We start from the raw sequence: 23363 nt of genomic DNA on the forward strand, positions 1-23363 counted from the left end.
TACACACACTCCCCCGTTGAAACGGTGGAAATGGTGGAAATGTCCGTGCGGCAGTCAAAGCCCCACCGCCACTGGTTGCCGGTTGCCATCGCGAGAATTTAGGGTGGGCAACTGGCAACCATGGCGATGAAGACCGCCCAAAAGTGGGTGCAGGAAGTAGCAGCAAGCGGCAGCCGATGGAACGCTTTGGCAACGTGACGCAGGCCGATGAAGTCTTTTAAGGCCATGAAAGCGGCCCAAGACGGCAACCAAAGGGGTGTTTAAGTTGCCATGGTTTCCGCCCAGGTTGCGGATCCTGCCATGGCCTGCCCGGCATCGGCCTGTTGACACACACTCCCCCGTTGAAACCGTGGAAATGGTGGAAGTCTCCGCCGTGGGCGTGGCGGGAGAGACACACCCCCCCGTTGAAACTGTGGAAACGGTGGAAGTCTCCGCCATGGGCGTGGCGGGAGAGACACACTCCCCCGTTGAAATAGTGGAAATAGTGGAAATCTCCCCGCCCGCTGGTGCAGGAGGGGAACATCCTGAGCCCTCTCCGCCGGGCAGCGTCCGCAGCCAGCGCGCTCGGAAATCATGGCAACCGGCAGGGTGGGGTTTGTTGCCGTCAGGGTGTGTCCATTGCAGCCATAAAATACCATGGATTGCCACGCAATGTCATCGGCGGCTTCTATTGGCACAGGTTGGCGATCTCTGAAAAGTCGAGCTGCCGTGCTTAGGCGTGGAAACTCGGCAACTCAGGGACGGAGCGGGTGCGTCCGTCGTAGGACGGTCGTGGCGACAGCCCGGTTTATCCTTCGAAGCACGCAGTGCGAAGAATGGACCCGTCTGCGAGCGTACGGCAACCACCACGGCGTGCGAACACGCTCATAGTCGGGCGGTTTGGCGGAGGGTCCATGGGGGTCTTGGAATGCCTTCGACGCCAAACACGCCCAACCTACGGCCCCCTCTCACGGCGGCACCGTAAATGTCCCGCCGCAGGCGTCCGCGATCTGCTTCAGCAAAGAGGGCTCGGTGCTGCCGGGCAGGGTTTCCTCCCCGATGCTGATGCAGTGGATGCGGACCTGGTACTGCCTGTGGATGCGCTGGGCGAGATCCAGCACCATGGAGGGCGGGCCGTCGCTGGGCTGGCCATCGCTGAGGAAGACGAGGGTGTCGATGTTGCCCTCCGGCAGGATGCGGCTGAGGGCGTGGCGGAAGGCCTCGCACATGGGCGTGCCGCCGCCGGCCTCGATGCGGTCCACAAACTGCACCGCCTGCTTGTGGTTCTTTTCATCATTCAGCGCCATGCCGCGCGCAGAGAAACAGGAGTCCACCCCTTCGCCAAAGGTGAGGATGCCGTAGCGCAGATTCGCGGACTTGTTTTGCAGGGCGGTGAGGAGGTTGCTCATCTGCCCCTTGAGCTTGCCGATGCGGTCGTCGCGGCTCATGCTGCCGCTCACGTCGAGCACGAAGAGCGCGCCTTTGCCCCGGATTTCCAGCCCGTAAAACGAGGCCATGTTCACGGCGGGATCGTCCTCCAGCGGCTTGAGCAGTTTTTGGAGCTTGAGGAAGTCCGCGTAGTCGCTGCGGGGCAGCATTTTCCACGGGATGTTCGCGCCCTGCGCGGTGATCCACGCCTTCCATTTCTCCGGGTCGTCCGCGAAGTCCTGCCCGGTGAGCTGAAACAGCGAGGCGTGCACCGCGTCGCCGATGGCTTCGTCGTTCAGAAAGGGCAGGAGGGACTGCAGGGCCACGGCGCTGCGCATGCCGCCCAGAGCCTCTGCGGCGCAGGCGCGCATCACGTGGGCATTGTCGGGGGCCAGCAGCGCGGCCACGCGGGCCACCACGGGGTCCGGATTGTCCGGAAACGCGCCCAGCGCCCGGGCGGCGAGAGCGATGCGCTCCGGCTCCTTCACCGCCGAGAGCGGGCCTTTCACCTGGGCGAGCAGATTCCAGAAAAAGCTGCGCGTCTCCATCAGGTGAATGCCGGAAAAAAAGATCAGGGCGTCGCCATCGCAGGCAGGGTGTTTCGCCAGCCAGTCCACCAGGGCTTTGCTGCCTTCACCCGCAGGCCATCCGGCCACGATCTCCGCCAGGCGCAGCTTCATGCCCAAGCCCACGCGCTTGTCACCCACGAGGGAGATCACCGCCTCACCGGCCAGCTTTTGCGCGTGCAGATCCGCCAGCGGTGCCAGCGCCTCCTGATCACCAGCACGGGCGTTTTTGACGATACCTTTGAGCGCCGCCGCTGCATCCTCCGCAGCGTGCAGACCGGTGAGCAGCAGGAGAGCTAGGCTGGCGAGGACGAGGCGCATGGGCTGCGAAGGTGCTGGAGTGAAAAAAAAGACCCGTCCGGGGCAGGGGAGCGGGATGATTTACAGCCCAGAGTATGATTCCGAAGCCCTCATAACCAAGGACTCAAGTGAGAACGGCCGCGCAGCCGGGGGAAGGTGAATGACGAAAATATATTCGTCATTCTTTCGCAAACAGTCGAAATAGTCTTTGACTGTGCCCCCAACCGTCCTAGTATCGCCCCACTTTTTCGGAACTAAGCCGGGGTGTACTGTCTCCTGACGCCAGTCATGGAGGTTGACATATCCCGGTTTTCTTGTCGAAAGAGGAGGAGGTTTCTCACCAAACCGCCGCCGGTTACGCTGTTATAGCTCAGTGGTAGAGCACGTCCTTGGTAAGGACGAGGTCGAGGGTTCAAGTCCCTCTAACAGCTCCAGTGGCAGTCCGTGGGGATCTTCGAAACACGACAAACGAACCAGTCCCAAGCGCACCCCCTCAACTAACTCCACCCATGGCTAAAGAAGCATTCCAACGCAACAAGCCGCACGTCAACATCGGCACTATTGGCCACGTTGACCACGGCAAGACCACCCTGACCGCCGCCATCACGACCGTCCTTTCCAAGAAAGGCTTCGCTCAGGCACGTGCATACGACCAGATCGACGCAGCTCCTGAAGAAAAGGAACGCGGCATCACGATCAACACCGCCCACGTGGAGTATGAGACCGACAAGCGTCACTACGCTCACGTCGACTGCCCCGGACACGCTGACTATGTGAAGAACATGATCACCGGCGCCGCTCAGATGGACGGTGGTATCCTCGTCGTTTCCGCCGCTGACGGCCCAATGCCCCAGACCCGTGAGCACATCCTGCTCGCCCGTCAGGTCGGCGTTCCTGCCCTCGTGGTGTTCATGAACAAGGTGGACATGGTGGACGATCCAGAACTCCTCGACCTCGTCGAGATGGAAGTTCGCGACCTCCTCTCCAAGTACGACTTCCCAGGTGACGACATCCCGATCGTCAAGGGTTCCGCTCTCAAGGCCCTCGAAGGCGACGCTGAGCACGAAGCCAACATCCTCAAGCTCATGGAAGCTGTGGACAGCTACATCCCGCTGCCAGAGCGTCCGATCGACAAGGACTTCCTCATGCCAGTTGAAGACGTGTTCGCGATCGAAGGTCGTGGCACCGTCTGCACCGGCCGTGTCGAGCGTGGCATCATCAAGAAGATGTCCGAAGTCGAAATCATCGGCATCCGTCCGACCGTCAAGACCACCGTCACCGACATCGAAATGTTCCGCAAGCTGCTCGACGAAGGTCGTGCAGGCGACAACGTCGGCCTTCTGCTTCGCGGCACGAAGAAGACCGACATCGAGCGCGGTCAGGTCATCGCCAAGCCAGGTTCCGTTACTCCTCACAAGAAGTTCACCGCAGAGGTGTACGTTCTTTCCAAGGACGAAGGCGGCCGCCACACCCCCTTCTTCAACAACTACCGCCCGCAGTTCTACTTCCGCACCACGGACGTGACCGGCAGCGTGAAGCTTCCAGAAGGCGTGGAAATGGTGATGCCTGGTGACAACGTCTCGATCGAAGTCGAGCTGATCACCCCGATCGCCATGGAAAAGACCATCCGCTTCGCCATCCGTGAAGGTGGCAAGACCGTGGGTGCTGGCCGCGTCGCCAACATCCTCGACTAGTCCGCTTAAGTTCGTTTGTCTCGAATCCCGCCGGGTCTGGCGCACAGACCCGGCGGTGATTTCGTCTCCCAGCCGGGAGCGAAACGAGGAGCCGGACTTGCAATTTTTGTTCCATCCGTTATCCATTCCGGGAAGTCTTTCTCGCTAACACAGGTCAGTAGCTCAATTGGTAGAGTAGCGGTCTCCAAAACCGTTGGTTGTGGGTTCGAGTCCCTCCTGGCCTGCCAGCGAAAATTCCCCGGAAACATCCGCAGAAACGAAAGCTTCACATGAGTCGCATCCGCAAATACATCGGCGAAGTCATCCTTGAACTCAAGAAGGCCACGTGGCCCTGGGAACCTAAAGAAAAGGGCTTTGCCAAATATCGCGAACTGATTGAATCCACAGTGGTGGTCTTCGTCGCGATGATCCTCCTCGGAGCTTTCGTTGCCGCGTTTGACATCAGTTTCAAGTGGGCCTTTGAGGCCGCGCAGAAGCTGGGTGCCTGATTCTCCGTTTTTTCCCACCCACCCCCCTTTTTCCAATTTCTCTTATGGGAGCTATCCCCGCACCTCGCGACCAGTGGTTTGTCATCCACGTCCGCTCCGGCCTTGAACAGAAGGTCCGTGACAGCATGCTCCGCCGCATTGAGAAAGAGGAGATGGGTGACTACGTCTTCCAGGTTCTCGTGCCGATGGAGCGCGTGGCCGAAGTCAAGAAAGGCAAGCGTTCCGAAAGCAACCGCAAGTTCTTCCCCGGCTACGTCATCGCCAACTGCCATCTCCTGGATGAGCACAACCGCCTGATCGAAAAGACCTGGTACTTCGTCAAGGAAACCGACGGCGTCCTCAACTTCGCCGGCACCAAGGATCACCCGATCTCCATGCGCGCCAAGGAAGTCGAGGCCATGCTGGCCCAGGTGGGCGACAAGGCCGACGGTGCCGTGCCCAAGATCGCCTTCAATCTCGGTGACACCGTGCGTGTGGCAGACGGTCCCTTCGAAAGCCAGAACGGCGTCGTCGAGGAAATCGACCCGGAACGCGGCGTGCTGCGCGTGTCCGTCAATATTTTCGGGCGCTCCACACCGGTCGATCTCGAATACTGGCAGGTCGAGAAGGCGTAAGCCGACCCGCCGCCCCCTGAATCTCAACTCAAGCAAGCAAGCAAGGAACACAAAGACATGGCCAAGGAAATCATCAAACTCATCAAGCTCCAGATCAAAGCTGGTGCCGCCAACCCCGCACCGCCCATCGGCCCTGCTCTCGGTCAGGCCGGTGTGAACATCATGGCCTTCTGCAAGGAGTTCAACGCCGCCACCTCCAAGCTTGGTGGTGACGTCCTCCCGACCGTGATCACGGTTTACAAGGACAAGAGCTTCACCTTCATCACCAAGCAGCCTCCTGCTTCCAACCTCCTGAAGAAGATCGCGAACATCGCCAGCGGCTCCAAGGAAGCGAACAAGGTCAAGGTCGCCAAGATCACCAAGGCCCAGCTCCTTGAAGCCACCAAGCTCAAGATCGCCGACCTCAACACCACCAATCTCGAGCAGGCCTCCCGCATCATGGCAGGCACCGCCCGTCAGATGGGCATCGACATCATCGACTAATCCCCTAACCGAAGCAGGAGAACGTCACAGTTCGCCACCACTGCACATACACCATGCAAAAGAGAAGCAAACGTTACAAGAAAGCAGCCGAGATGGTCCCGGCAGGCAAGGCATTCACGCTCGAAGAAGCGGCCGAACTCCTGCGCAAACTCCCTGGCACCAAGTTCAACCAGACCGTCACCCTGTCGTTCCGCATGGGTGTGGATCCGAAGAAGAGCGACCAGATGGTTCGTGGCACCTGCCCCCTGCCTCACGGCTCCGGCAAGACGGTGCGCGTCGCCGTGTTCGCCCAGGGCGCTGCTGCTGAAGCCGCCAAGGCCGCCGGTGCTGACATCGTCGGCAACGAAGACCTCATCGCCAAGGTGAAGGAAGGTTTCACCGACTTCGACGTCGCCATCGCCACTCCGGCTGCGATGAATGAAGTTCGCAAACTCGGTAAACAGCTCGGACCTCGTGGCTTGATGCCCAACCCACGTACCGGCACCGTCACGGAAGACACCGCCGCCGCCGTCAAGGCAGTGAAAGCAGGCCGTGCAGACTTCAAGCTCGACAAGAACGGCAACATCGCCTCCTCCGTCGGCAAGGCTTCCTTCGAAGTGGCCCAGCTCGCTGAAAACGCCACCTCGCTCATCGAAGCCGTGGTGCGCGCCAAGCCCGCCTCCGCCCGTGGCCGCTACGTCGAAACCATCACTCTCGCCGCCACCATGTCGCCTGCGCTCCGCATCGACGTGTCGAAGTACGTCAAACTCTAATTTATAGAAGCACTGTATCATGAAAGAACTCAAAACATTGCTCATTGATGACCTTCTGAAGCGGGTCAATGCCTCCCCATTCCTGTTCGTCGTCGATTACACCGGCCTCAAGGTCGACAAATTTGCCGAACTGCGCAAGCGCCTCAGCGTTGTTGGATCGGAGATTCACGTCTTCAAAAACAACCTGGTGAAGAAAGCGGCTGAAAAGGCCGGCTATCCTGGCGAACTTGGCGACCACCTCACCGGCCAGAGCGCCTTCGTGACGGGTGCCAAGGACGTTTTCGGCGCCGCCAAGATCCTTAAGAATTTCCAGGCTGAATTCGAAAAGCCGGTGATGAAAGTGGGCGTGCTTGACGGCAACCTGCTGGACACCGCGGCCATCAAAGTCCTTGCCGATCTGCCTTCCCGCGAAGTGCTGCTTTCCCAGCTCCTCGGTATGCTCCAGGCTCCGGCTTCCGCCCTTGCCCGCGTGCTCAAAGCCAAGGCCGACAAAGACGGTGGCCCCGCCGAAGAAGCTGCCCCCGCTGCTGCTGCTGAAGAAGCCGCTCCTGCTGAGGCCGCCGCTCCTGCTGAACAACCCGCTGCGTAAACCCCATTTGATTAGATGGCCCGTCAAACGGCCTGAATACCCCAACACCCAATGGTTCCTCGCCGGAGCAAAAGCTTTTGCTCTTAATTTATCCGCAGCTGCGGAACGCGGCGATACCGACAAAATACTATGGCTGACCTGAATAAAATCGTTGAAGAACTGAGTGGCTTGACCGTCCTGCAAGTCGCTGAACTCGTGAAATCCCTCGAAGAGAAGTGGGGCGTTAGCGCCGCTGCTCCTGCCGCCGCCGCCGCCGCTGGTGGTGCCGCCCCTGCTGCTGCAGTGGAAGAGAAGACCGAGTTCGACGTCATCCTTGCCGAAGCTGGCTCCAACAAGATTGGCGTCATCAAAGAAGTCCGTGGCGTTGTTCCCGGCCTTGGCCTTGCAGAAGCGAAGAAGCTTGTCGAAAGCGCTCCGCAGACCCTCAAGGAAGGCTGCAAAAAGGAAGAAGCCGAAGAGATCAAGAAGAAATTGGAAGCCGCTGGCGCCAAGATCACGATCAAGTAGTCTCACGTTCCTGCTCTTTTCCGCGTGGCGTCTGCCATCATCGGCAGCGCCGCGCGGTCAGGAGCCTTCAGTTGTTAGTGTCAGTCTCAATCCTCCGTTCGTTTCGTTCCATTCGCATGCCCGCAACCGCCCGTGATCCCCGCCTGAACCTCCGCAGCCAGTGCTACGGTTCCGGGACACCACGCGAAGTGCCGCCTGCTTTAGACATTTTTCATGGCCTGAATTCGGGTACACACCTGGATTCCGGCTGCTTCGTTTTCGCGACAATCGCAAGTAATGCCGGGCTGGCCGCCTGACATTGCTCTTTTGTTGCTTCGCGGAACTCCCCTTCCGCATCCCGTGCCACCGCCCATCGCCCCCTAACCGCCTCATCACTGCCTTATGTCCCAGCGCACCAACTTTGGCAAAATCCACGAAGTCGCCGAGCCCCCAAATCTCATCGAGATCCAGCTCCGCTCATACGAGGAATTTCTCCAGAAAAACATCTCGCCCTCGAAGCGCAAAGACCTCGGCCTCCAGGCCGTGTTCCGGGAGGTCTTCCCGATCACCAGCTATGATGAGAAGATGACGCTCGATTTCGTCATGTACGAAATCGGTGATCCCAAGCTCAGCTCCCTCGAAGCCATCCATGAGGCCGAGACCTTCAGCGCCCCGCTCTACGTAACCTATGAGCTCAAGGACGAGCAGGGTGCCAAGCAGGAACGCGTGTACATGGGTGAAATCCCCCTCATGACGGTGCGCGGCACCTTCGTCATCAATGGCGCGGAACGCGTGGTCGTCTCCCAGCTCCATCGCTCCCCCGGCATCTGCTTTGAAACCAGCCAGCACCTCAACGGCCGCTGGCTCCACGGCTTCCGCATCATCCCTGACCGCGGCACCTGGCTGGAAGTGCAGTTCGACACGAACGACCTCCTCTACGTCTATCTGGACCGCCGCCGTCGCCGCCGCAAGTTCCTCGCCACCACGCTCCTGCGCGTGATCGGCTTCCCGGGCGACGAGGACATCCTCAAGCTCTTCTACGAAATCCAGGACCTCAAGCTCAAGGACAATCTCTCCGAAGAAGAAGTCGCCACGAAGATCCTTTTCAAGGACATCCTCGACGGCGAACTCATCGTGGCCCGCGCCTACGAGCCGCTGACCTCCGGCGTCATCCGCCAGCTCATCCAGCTTGGCCACAAGTCCGTCAAAGTCGTCACCGCCTCCCCGGACGACCTCCTCATCACCTCCCTGCGCAAAGACACCGCCAAGGATGAAGATGAAGCCCTCAAGGAAATCTACCGCCGTCTGCGTCCGGGCGATCCGCCCACCACGCCGAATGCACGCGCCCTCGTGAAGCGCCTGTTCTTCGATCCGAAGCGTTATGACCTCACCCGCGTCGGCCGTTACAAGATCAATCAGAAGCTCTCCCTGAAGACCGACACCGAAATGCGCATCCTCACTGCTGAGGACGTCATTTCCGCACTGCGCTACCTCTTCCACCTGCGTGAAGGTCAGGGCATCCTCGATGATATTGACCATCTCGGCAGCCGCCGTGTGCGTGCCGTCGGCGAACTCCTCGCCAACCAGTGCCGCGTGGGCCTTTCCCGCACCGAGCGTCTGGTGAAAGAGCGCATGACCCTGTTCGACGTGAACATGGACACCATGACTCCCGCCAAGCTCGTCAATCCGAAGGCGCTCTCCGCCGTCGTGCGTGACTTCTTCGGCCGCAGCCAGCTCTCCCAGTTCATGGACCAGATCAATCCTCTGGCCGAACTGACCCACAAGCGCCGTCTCTCCGCACTCGGGCCTGGCGGTCTGAACCGTGACCGCGCCGGCTTCGAAGTTCGTGACGTTCATCCGTCCCACTACGGCCGTATCTGCCCGATTGAGACTCCTGAAGGTCCGAACATCGGTCTGATCAACTCCCTCGGCAGCTATGCCCGCATCAACGAATTCGGCTTCATCGAGACGCCGTATCGTCCGGTGAAGGACAGCGTGGTGGCGGACAAGATCGACTACCTTACGGCCGACCAGGAAGAGAAGCACTACATCGCCCAGTCGAACAATCCGATCGACGACAAAGGCCATTTCAAAGGCGCCAAGGTCACCGTCCGCTACCGCGGCGAGTTCATCGAAGTCGAGCCTTCGCTCGTCACCCTCATGGACGTGTCGCCAAAGCAGCTCGTCTCCGTGGCTGCCGCGCTCATCCCGTTCCTTGAGCACGATGACGCCAACCGCGCCCTGATGGGTTCCAACATGCAGCGCCAGGGCGTGCCTCTCCTCGAAGGTGAGTCCCCCCTCGTCGGCACCGGCATGGAAGGCAAGGCCGCCCGTGACTCCCGCTCCGTCATCGTCGCTGATGCCAACGGCACCGTCGCTGCTGCGACTGCTGACGTCATCATCGTCACCAAGGACGGCAACCTGCCGATCAAGGACGACAAGTTCCTCGAAAACCCGATCAAGTCGGTGCAGACCGACGAAGAAAAGGGCACCCACGTGTATCCGCTGCGCAAGTTTGGCCGCAGCAACGCCGGCACCTGCATCAACCAGAAGCCTCTGGTGAAGCGTGGTCAGAAGATCAAGAAGGGCGATGTCATCGCCGACGGTCCTTGCACCGACCAGGGTGAGCTTGCCATCGGCAAGAACATGCTCGTCGCGTTCATGCCTTGGAACGGTTACAACTTCGAAGACGCCATCACCATCAGCCGCCGCGTGGTCAAAGAGGACATCTACACCTCCATCCACATCGAAGACTTCGAAGTCATCGCACGTGACACCAAGCTGGGGCCTGAAGAAATCACGCGTGACATCCCGAACGTCGGTGATGAAGCGCTGAAGAATCTCGATGCCCAGGGCGTCGTGCGCATCGGTGCGGAAGTGAAGCCTGGCGACATCCTCGTCGGCAAGATCACTCCGAAGTCCGAAACCGAACTCGCCCCTGAAGAGCGCCTCCTGCGCGCCATCTTCGGTGAGAAGGCCGCTGACGTGAAGGATACCTCCCTGCGCGTGCCCTCCGGCTGCACCGGCATCATCATGGATGTCCGCATCGCCCAGCGTGGTGCGAACGGCGACTCCGAGAAGGAGAAGCTCTCCCCGTCCGAGTACAAGAAGCACATCAAGCAGATCGAAGAAGACTACCGTGCGAAGAAGGAAGACCTCACCGAGCAGCTCACCGAGCGCCTCTCTGACATCCTTCTCAACGAGAAGATCCCTCTCGACATCGTGAACGGTCAGACCGGCGAGCCCCTCGTCGGCGCGAACAAGAAGATCACCAAGACGATGCTTCGTCACGTGGCCGAAAGCTACGACACCATCGAAATCGACCCGAGCCCGATCCGTAACAAGATCTTCGACATCATCCAGACCTTCGAGCAGAAGTTCTCCGATGCCGACATGGAACGTGAGCGCAACCTCGACAAGATCGAGTCCAGCGAAGACACCGCCGACAGCGGCGTGGTCAAGCAGGTGCGCGTCTTCCTCGCCTCCAAGCGCAAGCTTTCGGTGGGTGACAAGATGGCCGGCCGCCATGGTAACAAGGGCATCGTCGCCAACATCGTTCCTGAAGAAGACATGCCGTTCCTCGAAAACGGAACGCCTGTTGACATCGTGCTGAACCCCCTCGGCGTGCCATCACGCATGAACGTGGGTCAGGTGCTTGAAACCCACCTCGGCCTCGCCGCCAAGGCTCTGGGCATGAAGATCGCCACACCGGTGTTCGACGGTATTCCTGAAACCAAGATCATGGAGTACATCAAGGACGCCAAGAAGGTTCCAGGCTATGAGTGGATGGGCCTCAATGGCAAGTCGAAGCTCTATGACGGCCGCACAGGTGACGCCTTCAGCCTCGATGTCGTCGTTGGCTACATCTACATGCTGAAGCTGAACCACCTTGTCGCAGACAAGATCCACGCACGTGCGGTCGGACCTTACTCGCTCGTCACGCAGCAGCCTCTGGGTGGTAAAGCCCAATACGGCGGCCAGCGCTTCGGGGAAATGGAAGTGTGGGCCCTTGAAGCCTACGGTGCCGCATTCACGCTGCAGGAACTCCTCACCGTCAAGTCTGACGATGTTCAGGGCCGCACGCGCATCTATGAGCAGATCGTCAAAGGCGATCACGCTCTGGAAGCCGGCACGCCTGAGTCCTTCAACGTGCTCATCAAGGAAATGCAGTCCCTCGGTCTGGACGTCAAGGTGCACAAGCGCGCCAACGCCAATGCCGATGTGGAAGCCCTTGAAAACTTTGCCTCCACGGCGGGTGCCTAACCCTCCTTCCCCAGAAACCCAGCGCAAAAACCTGCCACCCATCTCCACACATCATGAATGCTGACGCGAGCTTGAAAGAAATCTTCGGGGAACCCCAACACGGCGAGGAGTTCGACTATGTGTCGATCTGCATCGCCTCGGCGGACCGCACCCGCTCCTGGTCCTCCGGTGAAGTTAAGAATCCAGAAACCATCAACTACCGTACGTTCAAGCCAGAAAAGGGCGGCCTTTTCTGCGAACGTATCTTCGGACCCACCCGTGACTGGGAGTGCGCCTGCGGCAAGTACAAGCGCATCAAGCACAAGGGCGTCGTCTGCGACCGCTGCGGCGTCGAAGTGACCCTCTCCCGCGTTCGTCGCGAGCGCATGGGCCACATCGAACTCGCCGTGCCCGTGACGCACATCTGGTTCTACAAGTGCATGCCTTCCCGCATCGGCCTCATGCTCGACATGACCGCCCGTTCGCTGGAGCGCGTGATCTATTATGAAGACTACATGGTCATTGATCCAGGCAGCACCCCGCTTCAGCGCGGCCAGCTCCTGACCGAAGTCGACCTTCGTGAAGCCGAAGAGCAGTACGGTGCAGACGCCTTCCGCGTCGGCATGGGTGCTCAGGCCATCCGCGACATCTTCGCCCAGCTCAACCTGGCTGAAGTGACCAAGGAACTCGAAGAGGCGATGACCAAGACGCGCTCCAAGCAGATCCGCAAGAAGCTCGCCAAGCGCCTCAAGCTCTGCCAGGGCTTTGCCGAAAGCCACAGCCGTCCGGAGTGGATGATCCTGGAAGTGCTTCCAGTCATCCCGCCAGACCTTCGCCCTCTCGTTCCTCTCGAAGGCGGCCGCTTTGCGACCTCCGACTTGAACGACCTCTATCGTCGCGTCATCAACCGCAACAACCGTCTCAAGAACCTCCTTCAGCTTCGCACACCGGATGTCATCATCCGCAACGAAAAGCGCATGCTGCAGGAAGCCGTGGACGCCTTGTTCGACAACGGCCGCCATGGCCGCCCGGTGACCGGCGCAGGCAACCGCCCGCTGAAGTCCATGTCCGACATGCTCAAGGGCAAGTCCGGCCGCTTCCGTCAGAACCTTCTTGGCAAGCGCGTCGATTACTCCGGCCGTTCCGTCATCGTTATCGGTCCTGACCTCAATCTGAACCAGTGCGGTCTTCCCAAGAAGATGGCCCTCGTGCTCTTCGAACCCTTCATCATCCGCCGTCTCAAGGAGATGGGCCTGGTGCACACCGTGCGCTCCGCGAAGAAGATGATCGAACGCCGCACGCCGGAAGTGTGGGACATCCTGGACGAAGTGACCAAAGGCCATCCCGTCCTCCTCAACCGCGCTCCGACGCTCCATCGTCTTTCGATCCAGGCTTTCGAGCCGAAGCTCATCGAAGGTGAGGCCATTCGCGTGCATCCCCTCGTTTGTACGGCCTACAACGCCGACTTCGACGGTGACCAGATGGCCGTCCACGTCCCGCTTTCCATCGAAGCTCAGATGGAAGCCCGCCTGCTCATGCTTGCGCCGAACAACCTGTTCAGCCCTGCCAGCGGCAAGCCGGTGATGAACCCCTCCCAGGACATTCCTCTGGGCTGCTACTTCCTCACCTACCTGCGCGAGTTCCCGACCCACGACGCCAAGGCCAAGAAGGGCGATGTCGATGGTCGCGTGCCGATCTTCAATGACGCCCCTGAAGTTGAGTTCGCCATTTCCGAAGGCGGTTTGACGGTGAACGACAAGATCCGTTTCCGCAATCCTGACTGGAACCTGCCGAAGCGTCCTTATGGCGACCCTACGAAGGCCGTCATCGAGACAACCGCAGGCCGTGTGCTCTTCAATGAAACCTGGCCTGAAGGCCTCGGCTTCATCAACACCACCGTCGGCAAGAAGCAGATCTCCGACATCATCTGGCGTTGCTTCCAGACCGTGGGCCAGAAGGAAACCGTCCACGCGCTGGATCGTCTCAAGCAGCTCGGCTTCCGCGAAGCGACCCGTTCCGGTTGCTCCATCGGTATCACCGACATGGTCATCCCGACCGCCAAGGCCGCCGGTCTTGAAAACGCCTACAAGCAGATCGAAGAAATCGAGAAGCAGTATCGCCGTGGTATTATCACCAATGGTGAGCGCTATCAGAAGATCATCGACATCTGGACGCAGGTGGGTGAAATCGTCGCCGACGAACTCTTCCGCACCCTGGAATACAACGAGGGCAAGAAGCACCACAACCCGCTCTACGTCATGGTGAACTCGGGCGCCCGAGGCAACCGTACGCAGATCAAGCAGCTTGCCGGCATGCGCGGTCTGATGGCCAAGCCTTCCGGTGAAATTATCGAACGTCCGATCACCTCGAACTTCCGTGAAGGTCTGAGCGTGCTCGAATACTTCATCTCCACTCACGGTGCGCGTAAAGGCCTTGCCGACACCGCTCTGAAGACGGCTGACTCCGGGTACATGACCCGTAAGCTCGTCGACGTGTCCCAGGACGTCATCGTCACTGAGGAAGACTGCGGCACCGTCAACGGCATCACGCTTTCCTCCATCTATCAGGGTGACGAAGAAATCGTTGATCTCAAGACCCGCGTCTATGGCCGTGTCTCCTGCGAAACGATCCATGATCCCGTGGACAAGACCATCGTCATCAAGGCCGGTCAGCTCGCTTCTGAAAAAGAAGCCGCTCACCTCGCGAAGATCGGCGTCGAGAAGCTCAAGATCCGCTCCGTGCTCACTTGCGAAAGCAAGCGCGGCTGCTGCTCGAAGTGCTACGGCCTGCACCTCGCCACGCACCGCATGGCGCGCATCGGCGAAGCCGTCGGCATCGTCGCCGCACAGTCCATCGGCGAACCTGGAACGCAGCTCACCATGCGTACCTTCCACGTGGGTGGTGCTGCCACCGCCTCCTTCAAGCAGCCCTTCATCAACGTCAAAAACGCTGGTACCGTCAAGTACACCGACATGCGTGCGGTGTCCACGATCGAAGGCACCTGGATCGCCCTCACCAAGAACGGCATCCTCTCCATCCACGACGACGACGGTCGCGAACTCGAAAGCCACAAGCTGGTCACGGGTGCCGTTATCTCCGTCGAAGACGGTGGCAAGGTCAAGAAGGGACAGCAGGTCGTCACCTGGGATCCGTATAACGTGCCGATTATCACCGAGAAGGCTGGTAAGCTGGAGTTCCGCGACATGATCAGCGGCATCACGATCACCAAGGAAAAGAACGAGTCCACCGGCAACGAAGAAACCGTCGTCATCGAGCACAAGGAAGACCTCCATCCGCAGGTCGTCGTGGTGAATCCGAAGACGCACGAAGTTCTCGCCAGCTACACCATTCCAGCGGGCGCTCACTTGAGCGTGAAGAACAACGAGAAGGTCGAGGCTGGTACCACCATCGCCAAGACGCCTCGCAAGGCCTCCAAGACGAAGGACATCACCGGTGGTCTTCCCCGTGTGGCCGAACTCTTCGAAGCCCGCAAGCCGAAGGACGCCTGCGAAATCGCCCGTATCGACGGTGTGGTTGAAATCGGCGGTCTGGTCCGTGGCAAGCGCCGCGTGATCGTCACCGACAACAAGACCGGCCAGCAGGAAGAACATCTCATCCCCCGCAGCAAGCACATCTTGCTGTTCAACGGCGACCACGTCAGCAAAGGCGACCAGATCACCGACGGTCCAGTCGTTCCGCATGACCTCCTTGAAATTCTTGGCCCACAGGCTCTCCGTGAGCACTTGGTCAACGAAGTGCAGGAAGTGTACCGCGCCCAGGGTGTGGAAATCAACGACAAGCACGTTGAGATCATCATCCGTCAGATGCTGCGCAAGGTGAAGGTCACCGACACTGGCGACACCGAGTTCCTCTGGGGCGACCAGATCGACCGCGGCGAGTTCGAGAAGGAAAACAACCGTGTTTCCGATGAAGGCGGCAAGCCTGCAGAGGCAGAGCCAGTTCTTCTCGGCATCACCAAGGCTTCCATCGAAACCGAATCCTTCATCTCGGCTGCTTCCTTCCAGGACACCACCCGTGTGCTCACCGAAGCCGCCACCCTTGCCAAGTCCGACTTCCTGCGCGGCTTCAAGGAAAACGTCATCATGGGTCACCTCATCCCGGCCGGCACTGGCTTCATCAGCAACCGCAACTTCGAACTCCACGAAACCGAGCGCCCTGCGCTGCCTGCCACCGTGGACGAAGACGCGGCCTAAGCCCGCCCGTCCGTTCAAACCTCACCCGCCTCCCTCGGTGCAAGCCGTCGGAGGCGGTTTTGCGTACCGGAGGGCGTCATCAAAGCTCCACGACTTCCTGGATCCGAGCAGCCATTGAAAGGGGCTGCAATCACGCACGGACAAACCTTCAACGGCATGATGGTTTGAGCGCTTCCTGAAGCGACCAGCTCATGACTCACACCGCACACAGTTGAAAACGAGTCCTGAAGTCAAACCGCCCTTCGCGAGAAGAGGTGTGTATGATGACGTAGGACGGTCGTGGCGAAGCCCGCCCGTCTATGAGCGTATGGCAACGCACCCCGGCGTAGGAACGTCCTCGCAGTCGGGCGGTTTGGCGAAGGGGGCGCTGGAGCCGCGGAAGCTCCGCCCGCCAAACACGGCCGACCTACGCGCCAGAAAGCCCGCACGCCCTGTCAGCGAGAAACAGACTTGTTTTCATTTGAGCATGGTATCAAGAATGGACGCGGATGGCAACGGTGCGGCTGCTGGCAGAGAGACACGCAGCGGCCGCTGGGTCCGGGCGGATCCGCCTACACCCGCACTCGAAACTCATCCTTGGCCTTCACGCTCTCCGCAAAGGCGACGAGAAGCTGGATGGCCTGCTCAACATCATCGAGGTGGGCCATTTCCACCACGCTGTGCATGTAGCGCAGGGGCAGGGAGACAAGGGCGCTGGGGATGCCGCTTTGCTGGGTGAAGATGACATTGGCATCCGTGCCGGTGGTGCGTGAGGCCGCTTCATGCTGCACGATGATTTCATGCTTTTTGGCCACTTCGATGAGCCGCTTCACCACTTCGACGTGATTGGCCGCGCCATGCGTCAGCGTGGGGCCACCGCCGAGCCTGACGGTGCCGTGTTTCCTGGCATCGACATTCGGGGTGTCGGTCGCGTGGGTGACATCGAGGATAATGGCGACATCGGGCATGAGGCGGTTGGAGATCATCGTTGCACCATGCCCGCCGATCTCCTCCTGCACGGCGTTGACGGCATGGATGGTGGAGGGCAGGCGGGATTTGCGCTTGCTGAGGCGGGCCAGGACTTCTGCGATGATGAAGCCGCCGATGCGGTTGTCCAGGGCACGGCCACAAAGCTTGTTCGTTCCGAGTTCTTCCACTCCATCCGCATACACGGCGGGATGCCCCACGCGGATGCCCGCCCTGGCAACTTCCTTGGCGCTGGAGGCTCCGATGTCGATGGCCAGGTGATGCACCTCCGGGACTTTTTCGTCATTCCGATCGCGGATGTGAATGGCGATGTTGCCGATGACGCCGCGCACGGTGCCTTTGTCTCCAAAGATCTCCACCCGGCGTCCGCGTGCCGTGGCGGCGTCGCTGCCGCCGATGCGGTCCACATAGATGAAGCCTTCGGCGGTGATGTGGCGCACCATGTAGCCGATCTCATCAGCATGGGCTTCCAACATGATGCGGCGTCCGTCTCTGCCGCCTTCCAGCGTGGCCCAGGCATTGCCATAGGCGTCACTTTCCACGCGGTCGGCAAACTGGCCTGCATACGCAGTCCACTTGCGCTGCCCACGCGCCTCAAAGCCGCTGGGACTCGGCGTGGAGAGCAGATCAAGAAGGAAGGCTTTGGAAGAAGGTGACATGGTGGGTGGCGGGAAGCACCGTCAACCATTGGCATCAGCCGTCAACTTCTGTCAGCTCAGCCCCTCACTTCGGCACGATGCCCAGATAATTCCGCACCGTGCTCCAGCCGGGATGGGTGTGTTCGCGGCCGTCGTTGGTGCGGTAGTAGAGGGCGGAGGAACGGCCGCCGTCGAGATTGAGCGCGCGGTTCACCGTGAATGCGGGCATGACACCGGGCGTGGTGAGCAGCTCGGCAAGCTCGCTGAGGGTGATGTCGTGCACGAGGCCCAGGCACCACTGGTTGCCGCCGTCATTGGCGATGAAGGTGCGGGTGCTGCGCTTCTTAGCATCGAGTCCTGCCACAGCCTGACCGCCATCGACGAGACGCGGGCCTGCCTGCAGGAGTTCGCTGGCACCTTCCGGGTTCACATCCGCATTCCACAGCAGCCGGGGCTGGGAAGTGACCACGACGGCACCCGTGAGCAGCGGACCCGTCTGCCAGGTGCCGGTGCGCTTGCCACCGGCGATCATGAGGCCCATGGGCTTGAATTCAGGCGTGAAGAAACCGCCGTTCACGCCGGCCACGGCTGCGGCGCCGCGCATGCAGTCGGTGAGGCGGTTGCCGCCGGACCAGTCTTCAGGCTGGTCGATGACCTTGAGATCAAACTGGCGGTCGTCGAAGACCACGACCTGCACCTGGAATGAATGGCGCTCGCGACCGATCTTGTATTCGATCACCGAGGCACCACCGACGAGCGGCTGCCCGTTGAAATCGGAGATGGCGGTCCAGCTCGCTGCCGGGGACGGCTTGGCCGGAGGCTGCGCGGCTGCCTGCTCCGCCGAAGGGTAGGGCGGGACGAGAGGCGCAGGCCCTGACTCTGCTGTGACTGGTGCAGGCGGTTGCGGCGTGGTGCAGCCTGCCAATGCCAGGGTGAGGATGAAGATCAGCGGGCGCATAAGCTCAGGCCAGTGAGGCGAGTTGTTCCTTCATTGCCGCGAGGGCGCGCGCACGATGGCTGAGCTGGTTCTTGGTTTCGGCAGGAAGCACACCAAAAGTCTCTGTGAAACCATCGGGAATGAAGAGCGCGTCATAGCCGAAGCCTCCCGCGCCCACTTCTTCCGTGAGCAGGCGGCCTTCGACGCTGCCGTGGGTGACGTGCAGCACTTCGCCATCACGCGCGAGAACCATGCAGCAGCGGAAGCGCCCGCTGAAGCGGATGTCCTGCGGCTGTTTGACGAGTTCGGTTTTCAGTTTCGCGCGGTTGTCTGCGGCATTGGCGGTTTCTCCCGCATAGCGTGCGCTGCGCACACCGGGCGCGCCGCCCAGCACATCCACCTCCAGGCCGGAATCATCCGCCAGCACCAGCAGGCCGGGAGCACCACGGCTGCCGCTCACGGCTTTGATGATGGCGTTGGCTTCAAACGTGTCGCCCGTTTCTTCATCGAGCATGACCGTGGGATGGGCGCGGAGATCTTCGACCTGCCATTTCTCTCCGAGGATGGCGGCGACTTCTTCAGTCTTGTGGGCGTTGGAGGTGGCGAAGACGAGCTTGGAAGCCATTTATGATTTATGATTTTACGATTTATGATTTGGGAGTGGCCGATTTCGCAAAGCGTCCCGGCCGTCCCGCGAAATCATAAATCATAAATCGTAAATCATAAATCAGTTCCTCAATGCATCAGCGGCTTCAGCAGCTGCTCTTCCGTGATCAGGCCGAGGGGCGCCTGCTTTTCATCCACCACGATGGCGAGGCGGCGGCCGGATTTGCGCATGCGCTGCAGGGTGTGCAGGGCGGGCAGGCTGGCGGGCACGGCATCCAGCGTGCGCATGTGGTGGCGCACCAGGCGGTCCGGAGGGATGACGGCGGGGAGGTCGGTGGTGTCGAGCAGGCCGATGAAGCTGCCATTGTCTCCGAGCACCGGGAGCAGCGTGCAGTTTTGCTCGCGGGCCACAATCAAGGCCGTGCTGAGCGGGATCTCAGAGGCGAGGGCCATGCTGCGTGCCAGCGGCTGCATGATGTCGGCGGTGCGCAGCTTCTTGTAGTCGAGCACGCGCCCGATGAGATGCACGGCATTCGGAGAAAGCTGATGCTGGGCGGCGAGTTCCTGCGCCAGCGCCTTCAGGTCGTCGCGCCCGCGTGTCTGGCGCGCTTCGCTGGGGACTTCGCTGGTGTCGGTGTTTTTTTTGCCGGTCACCACACGAAATAGAGGACGCGCCAGACCGACGAGATGCACCAGCGGCGACACACTGCGTATGGAGCGGAAGGGATAGCTGCGAAAGAGCTTCTTGGGCATCACTTCCAGGCCGATGAGGAAAACGGGCAGCGCGAGCGAGAAGCCCAGCACGTAGCCCCACAGAGTCGCATGGTGGATGATGGGAAAAGCGACGAGCAGGAAGGCCGCGAGATTGGTGAGGTGATTGGCCACGGTGATGCAGCCGATCAGGGCATCGCGGTCTTCCAGCAGCGGCAGCAGGCCGCGTGCGCGGCGGTCGCCCGCACTGGCTGCATGGCGCACACGGACACGGCTGACGGCCATCACTGCGCTCTCCAGGCCGGAGAACATGAAGGAAAGAGCGAGGCAGAGGAGGAGGAGCAGGAGCCAGGTCATGGGGGAGGGATGCAATTAGCTGGCGCTGGATTCGTCCGCTGGTTTGAGTTTGAGGCGGAGCTCCACCTCCTGAATGCGGGCACGCACGATGCGGCGCACCTTGATGTCCGCATCGTCGTGTGAGATGCGTTCACCGGGCTTGGGCACGTGGCCGAGGTGGTTGAAAACAAGACCGCCGATGGTGTCGATGCCGTCAGCCATGAGATCGATCTCGAATTCTTTTTTGAGGTGATCGAGCCTCGTGCCGCCATCCAGCAGAAAACGACCGCCGCCGAGATCGCGAATCTCCGAGGTTTCACCATGCCAGGGCGCGGCTTCGTACAGCAGCCAGTCGGCGATCTCACGGCGGGTGATCATGCCTTCAAGGCCGCCGTACTCATCGGCGATGAGCACCGGCTGTTCGTCACGCTGCAGATGGTGCTCCAGGGCTTCGAGCACCGGCATGGTCTCCGGCACAAAGGCCGGCGTGCGCAGGAGCGTGCGCCAGTCCGGACGGTTCGCGAGCTTCCATGCGCTGGTGTCCAGCACGCCTTCGACGGAGTCGGGCGTCTCACCGTAGACAACGACAAAACGACCGACGCATTTTTCCAGGATGGCGGTCGTCTTTTGCGGTGAGTCCTCGCTGCTCATGAGCGCGAGGTCCACGCGCGGGATCATGCAGTCGCGCACGGTGAGGGATTCGATGTCGAGCGCTTCATGGATCATGGCGCTGTCATCGCTGTCCAGCAGGCCCTGCTCCTGGCGCATTTCCACCAGCGTTTCGAATTCATCCCGCGTCACGGGCATGCGAGTCTTGATGTGCCGGGTGACGAATTTTTGCAGCAGCGCATCCGTGGTGCGGTCGACGAGCAGGGCGAGGGGGTCGATCACGTTGCGCAGCGGGTGCAGCAAACGCAGGCTGCCGAGCAAAACCACGGAGGGATTGCGAGCGGCAAAAAATTTGGGAGCCATGTCTCCTAGCAGGACCGTTGCCAAGAATATGATGGATGATGTGAGCCACACATTCCACCCCGCAGCCCACAAAGGCCCGGTGACAATCCACAGGCCAAGCGCGGCGAGGGCGAGGTTCAGCGCCGCAGAAAGCAGCAGCGTGTGGTGCAGCTGCGCAAAGGGATTGGCGGTGATGGCGCGCAGCCTCCGCGCCACAGCTCCTTCACCGGCGGCATGCAGCTGCGCTTCGACATCGCGCGCGCTGTGGATGGCTGTTTCCGCAGCAGAGATGACCGCGAGCAGCAGGAGCAGCGCGAAATAAAGAAGGAAGGCAACAAACAGGGGCATTGAAGGACACTCTCAGTGTGGGTGGTGGCAGCACCGAGGGTCAAGATGAATTACGAAGTGTTCCGAATGTTCGTTCTTGCCAAAATTGTAACGTACTGATAGCAACGGCTCAACCATGCGCTCACTCCTTCTCACCTTCCTCCTGTGTGCCGCGGCCGGCCTGCAGGCTGCCGACAAACTGAAAGTCCTCATCGTGGACGGTCAGAACAATCACAAGTGGGACATCACCACGCCCGTGCTGCGCAATGCACTGGAGAGCAGCGGTGCCTTCACCGTCGAGGTCACCACCACACCGCCCAAAGGATCGCCCAAGGAAGCCTGGCATGCCTGGAAGCCCATGTTCACCGATTACGCTGCGGTGGTGAGCAACTACAACGGCGAGCCCTGGCCGCAGAATGTGCGTGATGCCTTCACGAAGTACGTGGCTGACGGCGGCGGCTTTGTTTCGATTCATGCGGCAAACAACTCCTTCCCCGAATGGAAGGAATACAATGACATGATCGGTGTCGGCGGCTGGGGCGGTCGTAATGAAAAGTCCGGCCCCTGGCTCTATGTGAAGGACGGCAAACTCTTCCGCGACACCGTGGCGGGGAATGGCGGCGCTCATGGCCCGCAGCACGAGTTCATCGTCGAAATTCAGAACTCCGAGCACCCTATCACCAAGGGCCTTCCCAAGCGTTGGCTGCACGCGAAGGACGAGCTCTACAGCAAGCTGCGCGGCCCTGCCGAAAATGTGGAGGTGCTGACCACGGCGGTGTCTGACCTCACCACCGTGAGCGAGCCGAACAACCTGGTGCTCGGCTACCAAAAAGGCCGGGTGTTTCACACCACGCTGGGCCATGCGGACTATTCGATGCTGGATCGTGGCTTCTACACCCTCCTCCAACGCGGCACCGAATGGGCGGCCACCGGCAAGGTGGAGCGCACAGCCGCCGTGCCTGCGGATTTCCCGACTGAAACCGCCGTCAGCGTGGTGAAGCTGGAAGGTCATCCGAAGCAGGAAGCGCCGAAGCCGAAGGCCAAGTAGTCCGGTTGCGCCGCAACCGGCCTACCTGGCTGCCAGAATATCTCGCGCGATCTGCGCTTTGAGCTCGTCCAGGCTGCTGAATTTCATCTCGTCGCGCAGGTGGCGGGTGAAGCGCACCTCCAGGTCTTTGCCATAGAGGTCGCCGCTCCAATCGAGCAGGTGGACCTCGAGGGAGGGCTCGGCATCTGCGGCCACGGTGGGCCGGCGACCGAGATTGGCCACGCCCGGGAGCCATTGCTCATCAAGACGGGCCTCCACGGCATAAACGCCGAGCGGCGGGAGCTGCTCGTTTTCCACCTCCACGTTCGCGGTGGGGAAGCCGAGCTGGCGGCCGAGTTTCCGGCCTTCGACCACGGTGCCAAAGACGGAGTACTCGCGCCCGAGAAGCGTGGCGGCTTTGAGGAAATTCCCCTTCGAAACCGCCTCACGGATCAGGGTGCTGCTGACGACTTCCGAGTCGATCTTCAAAGGCGGCACGCCATACACGGCGAAGTCATGCTCCTGCCCCATTTCCATGAGCAGGTGGATGTTGCCTTCGCGCCCGTGACCAAAGCTCCAGGTGTATCCGACGGAGACGCAGCCCAGCGGGCGGGCGGCGCGCACAAACTGCTGGATGAAATCGCGTGCGGGCGTTTTGGCGGTCTCGGCGGTGAAGGGGCAGGCCAGCAGGCAGGAGATACCCGTTTGGGCGAGAATGAGGCGCTGATGGCGCGGACCGCAGAGGAGTTTGGGGGCGGAGCCGGGGCGCAGCACCTGCATCGGGTGCGGATCGAAAGTCACGACGACCGCCGTGCCGTGGTGCTGCGTGGCGTGCTCCTGGGCCGCACGGATGACCTCCTGGTGCCCGAGGTGGATTCCATCAAAAACGCCCACGGCAAGGGCGAGAGGACCGGGAAGGGTGGAAAGGGCGTCGATGGAGCGAAGAACCTGCATGCGTTGGAGCAGTGAGCCATACCAGCGGCCATGCAGAGCGCAAGGTGAAGGGCGTCTCACACAGCCCTGCCTGCG

Annotated in this window: 17 protein-coding genes and 2 tRNA genes; 12 read left to right on the plus strand and 7 right to left on the minus strand. The window is 60.7% G+C overall.

What is annotated here, in order from left to right; all coding sequences use genetic code 11:
* Window positions 1–947 precede the first annotated feature (947 nt).
* Window positions 948–2294, minus strand: coding sequence for a VWA domain-containing protein (locus ACILSL_RS22055; protein WP_395734229.1), 1347 nt, complete (start codon window positions 2292–2294; stop codon window positions 948–950).
* Window positions 2295–2632: 338 nt separating this feature from the next.
* Between ACILSL_RS22055 and ACILSL_RS22060 the strand changes: the two genes are divergently transcribed.
* From ACILSL_RS22060 to rpoC, 11 genes are all read left to right on the plus strand, one after another.
* A tRNA-Thr gene (locus ACILSL_RS22060) sits at window positions 2633–2707 on the plus strand.
* Between the two features lie 75 nt (window positions 2708–2782).
* The gene (gene tuf / locus ACILSL_RS22065) at window positions 2783–3967 is read left to right on the plus strand and encodes an elongation factor Tu (RefSeq protein WP_395734230.1); all 1185 of its coding nucleotides are present in this window, start codon (window positions 2783–2785) and stop codon (window positions 3965–3967) included.
* A gap of 151 nt (window positions 3968–4118) precedes the next feature.
* Window positions 4119–4194 (plus strand) — tRNA-Trp (locus ACILSL_RS22070).
* A gap of 42 nt (window positions 4195–4236) precedes the next feature.
* The gene (secE, locus tag ACILSL_RS22075) at window positions 4237–4455 is read left to right on the plus strand and encodes a preprotein translocase subunit SecE (protein WP_395734231.1); all 219 of its coding nucleotides are present in this window, start codon (window positions 4237–4239) and stop codon (window positions 4453–4455) included.
* Between the two features lie 44 nt (window positions 4456–4499).
* A complete protein-coding gene (gene nusG, locus ACILSL_RS22080; protein WP_395734232.1) occupies window positions 4500–5069 on the plus strand; it encodes a transcription termination/antitermination protein NusG in 570 nt (189 codons plus the stop codon).
* Window positions 5070–5126: 57 nt separating this feature from the next.
* A complete protein-coding gene (rplK, locus tag ACILSL_RS22085; RefSeq protein ID WP_395734233.1) occupies window positions 5127–5552 on the plus strand; it encodes a 50S ribosomal protein L11 in 426 nt (141 codons plus the stop codon).
* A gap of 53 nt (window positions 5553–5605) precedes the next feature.
* Window positions 5606–6304 (plus strand): 50S ribosomal protein L1, encoded by a 699-nt coding sequence (gene rplA, locus ACILSL_RS22090; RefSeq protein ID WP_395734234.1) that lies wholly within the window; start codon window positions 5606–5608, stop codon window positions 6302–6304.
* Window positions 6305–6323: 19 nt separating this feature from the next.
* Entirely contained in the window at window positions 6324–6893 is a 570-nt protein-coding gene (rplJ, locus tag ACILSL_RS22095) for a 50S ribosomal protein L10 (RefSeq protein ID WP_395734235.1), read from the plus strand.
* A gap of 129 nt (window positions 6894–7022) precedes the next feature.
* Window positions 7023–7400, plus strand: a complete 378-nt coding sequence (gene rplL / locus ACILSL_RS22100; RefSeq protein ID WP_395734236.1) for a 50S ribosomal protein L7/L12 — start codon at window positions 7023–7025, stop codon at window positions 7398–7400.
* Between the two features lie 381 nt (window positions 7401–7781).
* Window positions 7782–11642, plus strand: a complete 3861-nt coding sequence (gene rpoB / locus ACILSL_RS22105) for a DNA-directed RNA polymerase subunit beta (protein ID WP_395734237.1) — start codon at window positions 7782–7784, stop codon at window positions 11640–11642.
* A 53-nt stretch (window positions 11643–11695) separates the two neighbouring features.
* Complete coding sequence (gene rpoC / locus ACILSL_RS22110; RefSeq protein ID WP_395734238.1) at window positions 11696–15835, plus strand: DNA-directed RNA polymerase subunit beta'; 4140 nt, start codon at window positions 11696–11698, stop codon at window positions 15833–15835.
* Between the two features lie 551 nt (window positions 15836–16386).
* Here rpoC and ACILSL_RS22115 read toward each other — a convergent pair.
* From ACILSL_RS22115 to ACILSL_RS22135, 5 genes are all read right to left on the minus strand, one after another.
* Complete coding sequence (locus tag ACILSL_RS22115) at window positions 16387–17460, minus strand: M42 family metallopeptidase (RefSeq protein WP_395734239.1); 1074 nt, start codon at window positions 17458–17460, stop codon at window positions 16387–16389.
* Between the two features lie 64 nt (window positions 17461–17524).
* Window positions 17525–18397 (minus strand): phosphodiester glycosidase family protein, encoded by an 873-nt coding sequence (locus ACILSL_RS22120; RefSeq protein ID WP_395734240.1) that lies wholly within the window; start codon window positions 18395–18397, stop codon window positions 17525–17527.
* Between the two features lie 4 nt (window positions 18398–18401).
* Window positions 18402–19001: a non-canonical purine NTP pyrophosphatase gene (locus ACILSL_RS22125; RefSeq protein ID WP_395734241.1), complete on the minus strand. Its 600-nt coding sequence runs from the start codon at window positions 18999–19001 to the stop codon at window positions 18402–18404.
* A 110-nt stretch (window positions 19002–19111) separates the two neighbouring features.
* Window positions 19112–20050 (minus strand): CNNM domain-containing protein, encoded by a 939-nt coding sequence (locus tag ACILSL_RS22130; RefSeq protein WP_395734242.1) that lies wholly within the window; start codon window positions 20048–20050, stop codon window positions 19112–19114.
* Between the two features lie 15 nt (window positions 20051–20065).
* On the minus strand, window positions 20066–21328 hold the full coding sequence (locus ACILSL_RS22135) for a CNNM domain-containing protein (RefSeq protein ID WP_395734243.1): 1263 nt from the start codon (window positions 21326–21328) through the stop codon (window positions 20066–20068).
* Window positions 21329–21443: 115 nt separating this feature from the next.
* Here ACILSL_RS22135 and ACILSL_RS22140 point away from each other — a divergent pair, with 115 nt between their 5' ends.
* Complete coding sequence (locus tag ACILSL_RS22140) at window positions 21444–22355, plus strand: ThuA domain-containing protein (RefSeq protein ID WP_395734244.1); 912 nt, start codon at window positions 21444–21446, stop codon at window positions 22353–22355.
* A gap of 21 nt (window positions 22356–22376) precedes the next feature.
* Here the strand turns inward: ACILSL_RS22140 and ACILSL_RS22145 are convergent, their stop codons facing one another.
* Window positions 22377–23288 (minus strand): bifunctional riboflavin kinase/FAD synthetase, encoded by a 912-nt coding sequence (locus ACILSL_RS22145; RefSeq protein ID WP_395734245.1) that lies wholly within the window; start codon window positions 23286–23288, stop codon window positions 22377–22379.
* Between the last annotated feature and the right edge of the window lie 75 nt (window positions 23289–23363).

The sequence above is a fragment of the Prosthecobacter sp. genome (assembly GCF_044222345.1).
Classification (GTDB): Bacteria; Verrucomicrobiota; Verrucomicrobiia; order Verrucomicrobiales; family Verrucomicrobiaceae; genus Prosthecobacter.